Raw genomic sequence first — 12,018 nt, 5'->3', positions numbered from 1 at the left:
TACATCAACTAAGTACACATAGCTCTTTAATATAGTAAATAGCCATATATTTAACCATCTTTTATCATAATATTATAGTAACATAACATTGTTTCGCTTGTAAATAGTTTTTTCAATTTTTATACAACTTTTATCATAAATAAAAAAGTGGCTTTCGCAAAATACATTTTGCGAAAGCCACTTTTAGCTAATAAACTTATTTTACTACGTATGATGCTCCAATTTCTAGAGCTTTTCTATTGATTTCAAAGAATTTTTCTTTTCCGTGATCTTTTAGAGATTGAAGTAAAGTTTCCATAGAAACTATTTGTGTTTTTGCAACTAATGCTCCTAGAAGCACCATGTTTGCAATTTGCTTACTTCCAAGGCTATCAGCTTCTGTTTGAGCTGGTATTTTTATAACTTCAATATCGTCTCTTTCAACTGGTCTTTCAACTAAGTCGCTATCTAATATTAATAGTCCACCTGGTAAAATTTCTTTTTCAAACTTATCAAGAGAAGGTCTATTCATAACAACTAGTGATGTAGGGTTAGTTACTATTGGAGAACCAACAGCTTCGTCTGAAACAATAACAGAACAGTTTGCAGTACCTCCACGCATTTCTGGTCCATAAGAAGGTAACCATGAAACATTCATATTAACATCCATTCCAGCATAAGCTAAGAATTTACCCATTGATAATATTCCTTGTCCACCAAATCCAGCAAATATTATTTCTTGTGATGCCATATTATTTCCCCTCCTCAGTTGTTGTATCTTTTTTAACACCTAGAGTGTAGAATGGCATCATGTTATCTCTTAACCATCCAAGTGACTCTTCAGTTGATAATCCCCAGTTAGTTGGGCATATTGATAGAACCTCAACCATTGAGAAACCTTTTCCATCAATGGCATTTTGGAAAGCTTTCTTAATAGCAGCTTTAGCTTTATTTACATGTGGTACATTATCTACTGATACTCTTTCTACATAGCAAGCTCCATCTAATGTAGATATCATTTCAGAAACTCTTATTGGATGACCTTGAAGCTTAACATCTCTTCCATATGGAGAAGTTTCTGTAACTTGTCCTGGTAATGTTGTTGGAGCCATTTGTCCTCCTGTCATACCATAAATACAGTTATTTACGAAGATTGTAACTATGTTCTCTCCTCTTGTAGCTGCATGTACAATTTCTGCTGTTCCTATAGCTGCTAAGTCTCCATCTCCTTGATATGTGAATACAACTTTATCAGGATTAGATCTTTTTATTCCTGTAGCTACTGCTGGTGCTCTTCCGTGTGCAGCTTCAAACATATCACATGCAAAGTAGTCATATGCCAAAACTGAACATCCAACTGGAGCTACACCAATTGTTTTATCTATAACATTTAATTCTTCAAGTACTTCCCCTACTAGTCTGTGGATTATTCCATGAGTACATCCTGGGCAGTAATGGGTAGGCACGTCTAATAATGCTTTTGTTGGTTGAAATACTATTGCCATTATTTAGCACCTCCTATGAATTTTTTAACATTTTCAAGGACTTCATTAGGGCTTGGAACCATTCCACCTGATCTTCCAAAGAAGAATACTGGTTTTCTTCCTTCAACAGAAAGTCTAACATCTTCTACCATTTGACCACAGCTAAGCTCTATTGATGCATAACCATGCTTAGTTTTGTCCACAGTTTTTTCAAAAGCTTCTACTGGGAAAGGCCATAATGTTATTGGTCTTATTAAACCTAATTTTATTCCTTCTTTTTCAGCTAATTTTATAACAGTTTTGCATATTCTTGAAGTTGTTCCGTATGCAACCATTATTAAATCTACTTCATTTTCACAATTATATAATTCATACTTAGTTTCATTTTCTTTTATAGCTTTATATTTTGCTTGTAATTTCAAGTTATGAGTTTCAAGACCTTCAGGTTTTAAGTATAAGGAGTTTATTACATTATGATTAGCTCTTCCGTTTAATCCATTAGCAGCCCAAGTTTTTTCTGGAAGGTTTTTTTCACTTCTTTCTTTAAACTCTACGGGCTCCATCATTTGTCCAAGCATTCCATCTCCCATAACCATAACTGGAGTTCTGTACATATCAGCTACATCGAAAGCATCTTGTACTAAATCTACCATTTCTTGAATTGAACATGGTGCATATACTGGCATATTGAAATCTCCATGAGAACCACCTTTAGTTGCTTGGAAGTAGTCTGATTGAGCTGGTTGAATTCCACCAAGACCTGGACCACCTCTAACTATATTAATGATAACACAAGGAAGTTCTGCACCTGCTATATAAGATATTCCTTCTGCTTTTAAGCTTATTCCAGGTGAACTTGAAGATGTCATACATCTTACTCCAGTTCCTGCTGCTCCATATACCATATTTATTGCAGCAATTTCACTTTCAGCTTGTAGGAAAACTCTACCTATTTTAGGCATTTTTCTTGAAAGATATGCTGATATTTCTGTTTGTGGTGTTATAGGGTATCCGAAGAAACATTGACAACCAGCTTGGATAGCTGCTTCACCTATGGCTTCATTACCCTTCATTAAAACTTTTTCTGACATGAATCTTTCCCCCCTATTATTTCTCCACTGTAATTACAAGATCTGGACACATTTTTCCACATGATGCACAACCAATGCACTTAGGCATATTTTCTTCTGTAACTGTAGCTGGATGATATCCTTTTACATTTAGTTCCTCAGAATAAGTTATGATTTGTTTTGGACATGCAATTATACATTGTCCACATCCCTTACATCTTTCTTCCCTAAAAGTTACCTTTGCCATAATACTTACCTCCTTATATAGAAAGTTTAGAATGTTTTATTTACTATATATTGTTTAAGACCTATATTTAAGCTGTAATACGTTTACATTTTATTATCCTATATCCCTAGGGACAGTAAAATAAATACGTTTACATATATATAATCTATCACTTTTTAGTACAAGATGTCAACTTAGCACTTGATAATTAGTGCTAAATTGAATCTTTTTTCCATGGTGGCAACATATATATGTGAATCGGGAATATCTTTCCTGAAACTTTACCTTCCACTTCATCTACAAGCTCTTCTGAACACACAGTATAGGCATGAGGAATATCTAACTCTTTAGAAATCTCTGCTATTTCCATATCCCCTTTAATTATATGTTCCTTTGTAGTTTCATATGATAAGTTTGTATTAGATATTAGATGAGTCACTTTTAATCTTGAAGCTCTTTCTATATCTCTAAGAAACTCTATAGTATCTTTGTCATTAGATGTAAATGGTCTATTACCATTTATCACAAAATACATATCATAAGGTTCTTCTTTAAAATGTTTGTTATATTGACCAAGAGCTATTGCTCCTGAATCATCTCCCCCAATATCAAAAATCACCTCATAACTTTTATCATTAAATACACTTCTAACTTCTGCTGGTACTACCATAAGTTCAGCATTAACATACTCAGGATTTGAAGATATAACCTTTATATTATATTTTTCCTTAAGTTCCTGTGTAAGATCTCTAATACAAAAATATGGATTTACTATATCTAAATCTACAAGGGCTACTTTTTTCCCTTCTTTAGCTAACTTAATTGCATAATTTATTGCTATTTCTGTCTTTCCACTTCCAAAGTGACCTGTAAAAACCCTTATTCTACTCATAGCTTCACCCTATTTATATTCCTTAGCAGCTTCTTGACCTGTTAATACTCTAAGTCCACCTTCTGCTAAGGCAAGTAATTCATCTTCACCTGGATAAACAACTACTTGTGATATAAATTCTACTCTTTCTTTAATGTATTCTACTATATATTTTCCGTATGCTATTCCACCAGTTAGTAATATTGCATCAACTTTTCCTTGTAATACTGTAGCACATCTTCCTATTTCTTTAGCTACTTGATATGCCATAGCATCAAATATTAATTTAGCTTCCTTATCTCCTTCTGCTACTCTGTCTCCCACAAGTTTAGCATCATTAGTTTGTAAATAACCTACTATTCCACCTTTACCATTTATCTTTTTCTTTATTTCATCCATGGTGTATTTTCCACTAAAACAAAGTTTAACTAAATCTCCTACTGGAAGTCCTCCACTTCTTTCAGGTGAAAATGGACCTTCTCCATCTAGTGCATTGTTTACATCTACAACTCTTCCTTGTTTATGAGCTCCTACTGATATTCCTCCACCCATATGAGCTACTATAAGGTTTAGCTCCTCGTAAGAAGTATTTGTTTCTTTAGCATATCTCTTTGCTACAGCCTTTTGATTTAAAGCATGGAATATACTCTTTCTATCAATTTCTGGCATACCAGATATTCTAGCCACATCTTCTAACTCATCAACTACAACTGGATCTACTATAAAGGATGGTACATTTATTTCTGTAGCTATTTCATGAGCTATTATTCCACCTAGATTAGAGGCATGTTGTCCTAAAACTCCTTGTTTTAAATCCTTAATCATAGCATCATTTACACTATAAGTTCCACCTTCGATAGGTTTTAAAAGTCCACCTCTACCTACTACTCCTGATAATTCTTTTATATCGAAGCCTTTTTCTTTTAGTACTTGTAATATTACTTCTTTTCTAAATTCTAATTGGTCATATATTTCTTTGTATTTACCTATTTCTTCTGCTGAATGTCTTAAAGTTTCAACTAATATAGGATTTTCATCATCATATACACCTATCTTTGTTGATGTTGAACCTGGATTTATTATCAATTGTTTATGTCCCATTTTCTTCCTCCTTATTATCTTCCTGCTACTAATGATGCAAGGGCAATAGAATTCATTTTTGTCTCTGGTGAATCTGCTCTTGATGTTACTATAACTGGTGCTGCTGCTCCCATTAATAATCCACCATTCTTAGATTCTGTAGTATATGTTAAGCATTTATAGACAGCATTTCCTGCTTCTATATTTGCCATTAATAATATATCAGCCTCTCCCGCTACTGGACCTGATATTTTTTTATGTGCTGCAGCTTCTTTTGAAAGTGCATTGTCAAGAGCCAATGGTCCATCAATTATACAACCCTTAATTTGACCTCTCTCATTCATTTTGGAAAGGTTTGCAGCATCAAGTGTAGCTGGCATACTAGGGTTTACAACCTCAACTGCACAAATTGGTGCTACCTTTGGCATGCTATTTTCAAGAGCATGAGCTACTTGAACTGCATTTTTTATAATATCTATCTTTTCTTTAAGTTCTGGATACATATTAAAAGCTGCATCTGTTACAAATAATAATCTATCATAGCCAGGAACTTCGAATATTGCAATGTGTGACATCTGTTTTCCTGTTCTAAGTCCTACTTCTTTATTAAGTACTGCTCTTAAGAAAGTAGCTGTATCAACTAAGCCCTTCATCATCATATCTGCTTTACCTGAAGATACAAGTTTAACAGTTTCTATAGATGCCTTGTTTACATCTTTCTCATCTATAATTTCATACTCATCTATGTTCATTCCAATTGTTTCAGCAATTTTTATTATTTCATCCTTATCTCCAACTAAGATAGCATCAGCAATGCCATTTTTTTTAGCATCTCTTATAGCTTCAAGTACTGGTTCATCTTGTGCTACTGCTACTGCTACTTTCTTCATTGATTGAGATTTAACCTTAGAAATTACCTCATCAAATGTTTTAATCATTATGATTCCCCCCAAATGTTAATCAAATTTTACTTCATCATCATATATCTTTGGTGTTTCTTCACCATTTAATACTCTTAATGCTCCTTCTGCAAGGGCTAACATTTCATTTTCACCTGGTACAATTTCTACAGGTGCAATAAATTTTACATCTTCAGTAATCCAGTTAGTAACTCTTTTATTATAAGCTATTCCACCAGTTAAAATTATAGCATCAATGTTACCACATAGTGCAGTAGCCATTCCACCTATTTCTTTACTAAGTTGATATGCCATAGCTCTTAATATCAATTCTGCTTTTTTATCGCCTTCATCGATACGTCTATCAACTTCTCTTCCGTCATTAGTTCCAAGATAAGCTACTAATCCACCTTCTCTTGTAATTTTGTTTTTTAATTCTTGCATTGTATACTTATTGCTAAAGGCAAGCTTCACTAAATCTCCTACTGGAAGACCTCCTGTTCTTTCTGGTGAAAAAGGTCCATCTTCATTTGCATTGTTGCAATCAATTATTCTGCCACCTCTTACTGGTGATACAGTTATTCCTCCACCTATATGTGCTACTACGAAATTACTTTTCTCAAAATCTAAGTTTTTATCAGCACAAACTTTTCTTACTACAGCTTTAATGTTTAAAGCATGCACAAGAGAACGCCTAGATATATCTTCCATGCCTGATATTCTTGTTACTTCGTCAACTTCATCAACAGCAACAGGATCTACTATATAAGATGGTATTCCTGCTTTCTCTGCAATTTCATAGGCAATAACTCCACCTAAATTTGAAGCATGCTGTCCTTGAAACCCAACAATAAGGTCGTCTAACATCTTGTAAGTTATCTTATAAGTCCCTCCTGGCATAGGTCTTAAAAGTCCCCCTCTACCTACCACAGCATGAAACTTTTCAAGTGAATAATCGTTTTCATTAAGCCAATTATATATGACTTCCGTTCTCATGTCCTTTTGTTGACATATATGAGAATATTTTTTCACTTCCTCTGCACTGTGAGATAAACTAGCTGAGGCTATACATTCCTCCCCCAAAAATACAGCTATTTTCGTAGATGTCGATCCTGGATTAATCACTAATACTTGCTTATCTTCCCTCATCACTATACCTCCACATAAATATTTATATTAGCTTTTATATTTTTGCATTTGATTTAGAAGTATATAAAATTTATATATTTCTAAATCTTAACAAAATTTATCCTAAAGGATAACAATCTCTAATGAGCAAAAGCTCTAAGAAATCTGTTTATCCTAAATCCTATCTTCACTTCTTGCTGCAAACGCATATCCCCGTTAAAGAAAAGAAGAATGGATAAAATAATCTTCTTAAATATTATATTATCAATGGATAATATAAATATCAAGTTTCTCTTTGTTTTATTTTGGTGAATATTCTGTGATAATCTGTTCTGCCACTCTAAGTCCATCTACTGCTGCTGATACAATTCCACCTGCATATCCTGCACCTTCACCCGTTGGATACAATCCTCTAACATTAACACTTTCATAATTTTCATTTCTATTTATTTTTACAGGGGCAGAAGTCCTTGTTTCCATACCTGTTAATATTGCATCTTCTCCTGCATATCCTGGTATTTTCCTATCAAATACAGGTAATGCTTCTTTTATAGCATCTACAACAAAATTTGGTGCACAGCTTTTTAAATCTACAAATTCAGTTCCTGGAGTATATGTTGGTTTCACCCTTCCAAAATTCTTTGATACTTTATCATTTAAAAAATCTTTTACAAGCTGAACAGGGGCGTTATAATTTCTTCCTCCAACTTCATAAGCTAAAGCTTCATAACGTCTTTGAAAAGCAATTCCACCTAATGGGGTATTTCCTTCAAAATCACTAGGGTCTACTGATACTACTAAAGCAGAATTAGCATTTATCCCATCTCGCTTATAATTGCTCATACCATTTACTACTACAGTATTTTCTTCTGATGCTGAAGCCACTACCTGACCACCTGGACACATACAAAAACTGTATACAGATCTAGATAGTTTATTACTAGTATAGGTTAGTTTATAATCTGCAGCCCTTAGTTTTGGATGAGTTGCATATTTACCATATTGATTTTCATCTATCATATGCTGTAAATGTTCAACTCTAAAACCGACGGCAAAGGGTTTTGGTGATATAGAAACCCCTTTTGAAAATAGCATTTCATAAGTATCTCTAGCACTATGACCTGTAGCAAGTATAAGATTATCACAAGGTATATGTTCACCTTCTACTACTATCTCAGAAATTTTACCGTTTTTTATTGATATATCTTCAAGCTTAGATGAAAATCTTACTTCTCCACCATATTCCTTAATTTTTTCTCTTATATTTTTCACTACATTTTTTAATATATCCGTTCCGATATGAGGCTTTCCCATATATGTAATTTCTTCTGGTGCACCTGCTAAAACAAGTTTTTCTAGAACATATCCACATCTATGATCTTTAATTCTAGTTGTTAGCTTTCCATCTGAAAAAGTACCAGCTCCACCTTCTCCAAATTGAACATTACTTTCTGTATTAAGTATCCTATTATTCCAAAAACCATCTATAGTTCTAGTTCTACTGTCTACATCTTCACCTCTCTCAATTATAAGAGGGTCATATCCCTTTTCAGCTAAAAGAAGTCCTGCAAATAGCCCTGCTGGTCCCATTCCTACTACTATAGGTCTATTCTCTAGCTTCTTTGTTCCAATTTCAAAATCAGCTTTATAATTATCTCCACCTAATTTAACATCATTACTATTTACTCTAGCTATTACTTTAGCTTCATTATCACATTCTATTTCTACAGCATAATTTATTTTTATTTCTGATTTTTTTCTAGCATCTATAGATTCCTTAGTAATTTTAAAGGATTTAAAATCACTTTCTTTTATTCTAAGTTTATTAGCCACCTTTGATTTTAAGGTGGCTAAACTATCTTCATTTATTCCTAAAACTAAATTATTTATCTTAACCGTCATTATTACCTGTCTCCTCTGTTTTGGCTTTTATGGTTATAGTTATATTTTCAGGTGTTTGGCTCTTAACTTGTATTGTATTTGGTACTCCTGCTAATTGTATCTTAACTTCATGGGAGCCTTCTGTTAAACTTTTCAAATCTACTGTAGCCTTAAGTTTATCTTCACTGATTTTACTTAGTTCACTGTCTTCTCCTGTAATAACTAACTTTAATGTTGGAGTTGAGTTTTCTAGTGTAAGTTTTTCTCCCAAATTAGTATAGCTTATTGGTATACTTAAAGTCTTTTCACTAATTTTCTTAACTGTAATTTTAACTTTTACAGTTTTCTCATTATTTACACTGTGTACACCTTCCGGCATTATTAGATTTGCATCTACCGTGGTGCTTTCAGTTATATTACTAATGTTTATGGGTTCTGTATTAATGCTTTTTATGTTATCTATTATTTCACTCACACCAGCTACCTCTATACTCTTTGGTGCGGCTTCCGTACTTACTATAGTTACTCCTGGTACTGCTGTTCCAGTAGTCTGTACATTTATCCCCAAATATTTTCCTTTTTTCACCTGGATTTTCACCTGTACATATTCTGGATATATAGATAGTCCAGTAACTTCTCTTTCGTCTGAATCTACTAAAGTAACCTTACAGTTTTTATCTATATCAGTGCTTGCATTAGTTATATCTACTTGGGCTACTGCTCCTACCACTTGATCTAAATATCTTTGCGGTCCTGAAATTTTTACAGAATTAGGTGATATTACAGAATCATCATTATAATATCCTTTCGCTACTTCACCTACAATTCCAGATGTTACATTTACATATTTGTCTGCTAAAGTATCCACATCTACTTTCATTAGAAGGCCATCAGAGTTTACAACAGAAACTCCAGGAATTGCTTCTTTCACTTTAACTTGAACTTTATTTTCTCCCGGGGTTAGTGCATACCCTTGAAGGTCTGCTACAAGAGTGAACTCTTTTTTATCTAAATCTTTAATTGTAGATGCCGGAGCCTTTACTGTTAAATTTATATAAAAATCTTGATTTGGTATTAGCACTAAATCTCTATCTGCAAGAGTATCTTCATTTAGTATCTTTACCGGCACATATTTTATTACACTAGTAGTGACAGGGTCTTCGCTACTACGAATATACATCCACAATACTAGTGCTGCTATTACACAACAAATTCTTATTATGATGTCTTGTCTTTTTTGCTTATCCATAGCTTTACCCTCTCTTTAAATGATTCTTTTCTATTTTGTCTACTCTTCATTATTTTAAGTAGTACATTTCTTAACTTATCTTTATCGTAATTTCTAAGTAATCTTCCATTTATAGCTAAAGAAATTACTCCCGTTTCTTCTGAAACTATAATAGTTATACAGTCTGCTACCTCTGTAACTCCTATTCCAGCCCTGTGCCTTGTGCCTAACTGTTTATTTAACTTATCATCATTGGTAAGGGGTAAAAAGCAACCTGATGCTACAACCTTATCATTCCTTATGATAGTGGCACCATCGTGTAGTGGAGTATTTACAACAAAAATATTTTGAAGAAGTGCTGAAGATACATCACCATTTATTTTAGTTCCCGTGTTTATAATATCTCCAAGACCAGTCTTTTGTTCTATTATTATAAGTGCTCCAACTCTATCCTCAGCCAATACTTCCACAGCATCTACTATTTCATTAACCACACTCTTCATAACTTCTTCATCTTCATAAATTATTTTATCTACAAAAGAAGTTCTTCCAATATGTTCTAAAGCCTTTCTAATTTCAGGCTGAAATATAATTATAATAGAAATAACACTAATTGTTAAAGTATTCTCTAATATCCAATTTAGGGTTGTTAAGTTTAAAACATCACTTACTGGTATTAATAAAAATATAAGTATAATTCCTTTTAATAATTGTTCTGCTCTTGTCTCTTTTATTAATGTATAACCTTTATAAAATATAAAAGAAACTACAATAATGTCAATTAGAGAAAATATAGTCATTCCCTTAAAAATATTTATGAGTGCATTAAAGCTTTCCATATAGTCACCACCTAACGATAATACTATTTTAATTATACACCAATACTTCTATTTGTAATATAAATTTTAATTTTTAGAACAAAAATATTTTAATTAAATAAATGTTGATAACCACGAATATTTTAGTTTTAACTTTAATATAAAGAATTATAATATATTTTTTACAAATACAAAGGGGGATGCTGTAAGTGAGTGAAAAAAAATTAATAATAGACAACATAGTAATGAAATATTTATGCTTTTTTATTATAGGTATAATTTTGTTTTTTATGAGTTATGGTTTTTTCAGTAAGTTTTCTTTTAATAAAGAAGAAAGATATATTTCTAACACTATGAAATCTATATGGAAGGTTAATAATAGCTGTAAAATGCTAATAGATAATAATATAGATGTTGAAAAAGTTCTTAGTGTTTTATCCCAAATGAAAGCTGACTTGATAGATATATCTATAGATTTAAATTCAAACCCTTCTGCTAAAGAAGTAATTTCACCAGAAAACTATGAAAATTTATCTAAGGGTCTAAATGAAAATATTCTCATTATAGAGCAACTTGAAGCAATGCTGAAAAATCCTAACGGAAGTGATATTCAGCTAGCAGCTAATAATTTAAAGACCTTCAGAGATGCTACAGAAAACTATTATGACTTAATCAAGCTAAAAAAAGATTATAATTATGATTTAGGTGTTCCTATGTATTCAGTAATTGATTCAACTATAGACTATTGTATATCTTCTAATAATTTAAAGAAAATATCTGATTTAAAATCAGCAGATATTACTAAATTTATTCACACTTTAAGAGAATTAGTTATATCTCTAGATAGCTTAAAATATAACTTCTATGAAGATGTCTTAAAATGTCGTAGTGGCAATATGACCTATGAACTTTTAATTTCTAATATAGATGATACTTCTAAAAAATTAGCTTCAGTACAAAATGTTTTATCCCAAATGTCCATACCTGATGATTTTTCATCACTATATAAGGATTTTACGGAAATTATATCCTCATATAATGACTACTTATATGAAATCAAATATGCTATTTTAACTGAAAAAGTTCGTAGAGATAGTAAGGATGTAAGAGAAGATTTTATGGACTCACTTTATGTTTCAAGTAATGAAGCCTATGATAAAATTGAAAAAATGTATAAAAATTTTACTAAGGAGTATAATAACCTAAATAGCAATTACTGAAAAAGGAGATGAATTATATGAAAAAATTCATTTTGATTCTTTTACTTTTCTGTAACATCATTATTATATCTCCATATCACATAGATACCCTTAATAGAGTTAATCCTACTAGAATAGAAGTCTAATAACTTTAA

12 protein-coding genes are annotated in these 12,018 nt (G+C 32.1%); 1 reads left to right on the top strand and 11 read right to left on the bottom strand.

Annotated features, from left to right (window positions below; all coding sequences use genetic code 11):
- Positions 1–196: 196 nt before the first annotated feature.
- The 11 genes from B3J31_RS12570 to cdaA form a co-directional block, all read right to left on the bottom strand.
- Complete coding sequence (locus B3J31_RS12570; protein ID WP_346874030.1) at positions 197–730, bottom strand: 2-oxoacid:acceptor oxidoreductase family protein; 534 nt, start codon at positions 728–730, stop codon at positions 197–199.
- Between the two features lies 1 nt (position 731).
- The gene (locus B3J31_RS12565; RefSeq protein WP_346874029.1) at positions 732–1,484 is read right to left on the bottom strand and encodes a thiamine pyrophosphate-dependent enzyme; all 753 of its coding nucleotides are present in this window, start codon (positions 1,482–1,484) and stop codon (positions 732–734) included.
- Positions 1,484–2,554: a 3-methyl-2-oxobutanoate dehydrogenase subunit VorB gene (locus B3J31_RS12560; protein ID WP_346874028.1), complete on the bottom strand. Its 1,071-nt coding sequence runs from the start codon at positions 2,552–2,554 to the stop codon at positions 1,484–1,486. The genes B3J31_RS12565 and B3J31_RS12560 overlap by 1 nt, the downstream gene beginning before the upstream one ends.
- Positions 2,555–2,570: 16 nt before the next feature.
- Positions 2,571–2,780, bottom strand: a complete 210-nt coding sequence (locus tag B3J31_RS12555; protein ID WP_035133400.1) for a 4Fe-4S binding protein — start codon at positions 2,778–2,780, stop codon at positions 2,571–2,573.
- Positions 2,781–2,973: 193 nt separating this feature from the next.
- Positions 2,974–3,651, bottom strand: a complete 678-nt coding sequence (locus B3J31_RS12550; protein ID WP_150845907.1) for an ATP-binding protein — start codon at positions 3,649–3,651, stop codon at positions 2,974–2,976.
- A 9-nt stretch (positions 3,652–3,660) separates the two neighbouring features.
- Entirely contained in the window at positions 3,661–4,731 is a 1,071-nt protein-coding gene (gene buk, locus B3J31_RS12545; protein ID WP_346867645.1) for a butyrate kinase, read from the bottom strand.
- Between the two features lie 14 nt (positions 4,732–4,745).
- The gene (gene ptb / locus B3J31_RS12540; RefSeq protein WP_150845905.1) at positions 4,746–5,648 is read right to left on the bottom strand and encodes a phosphate butyryltransferase; all 903 of its coding nucleotides are present in this window, start codon (positions 5,646–5,648) and stop codon (positions 4,746–4,748) included.
- A gap of 18 nt (positions 5,649–5,666) precedes the next feature.
- Complete coding sequence (gene buk / locus B3J31_RS12535) at positions 5,667–6,758, bottom strand: butyrate kinase (RefSeq protein WP_346874027.1); 1,092 nt, start codon at positions 6,756–6,758, stop codon at positions 5,667–5,669.
- Positions 6,759–7,037: 279 nt separating this feature from the next.
- Positions 7,038–8,639, bottom strand: a complete 1,602-nt coding sequence (locus B3J31_RS12530; RefSeq protein ID WP_346867647.1) for an NAD(P)/FAD-dependent oxidoreductase — start codon at positions 8,637–8,639, stop codon at positions 7,038–7,040.
- Positions 8,629–9,867 (bottom strand): CdaR family protein, encoded by a 1,239-nt coding sequence (locus B3J31_RS12525; RefSeq protein ID WP_150845902.1) that lies wholly within the window; start codon positions 9,865–9,867, stop codon positions 8,629–8,631. Before B3J31_RS12525 ends, B3J31_RS12530 begins: the two co-directional genes overlap by 11 nt.
- Complete coding sequence (gene cdaA / locus B3J31_RS12520) at positions 9,837–10,685, bottom strand: diadenylate cyclase CdaA (RefSeq protein ID WP_150845901.1); 849 nt, start codon at positions 10,683–10,685, stop codon at positions 9,837–9,839. The genes B3J31_RS12525 and cdaA overlap by 31 nt, the downstream gene beginning before the upstream one ends.
- Positions 10,686–10,873: 188 nt before the next feature.
- On the opposite strand from cdaA, the gene B3J31_RS12515 reads away from it, so the two are divergent.
- Positions 10,874–11,884: a hypothetical protein gene (locus tag B3J31_RS12515; RefSeq protein WP_346874026.1), complete on the top strand. Its 1,011-nt coding sequence runs from the start codon at positions 10,874–10,876 to the stop codon at positions 11,882–11,884.
- Positions 11,885–12,018 lie beyond the last annotated feature (134 nt).

It is taken from the genome of Clostridium sp. UBA5988 (assembly GCF_002435615.1).
GTDB classification, from domain to species: domain Bacteria; phylum Bacillota; class Clostridia; order Clostridiales; family Clostridiaceae; genus Clostridium_J; species Clostridium_J sulfidigenes.
This window is presented reverse-complemented; position numbering and strand designations above follow the sequence as displayed.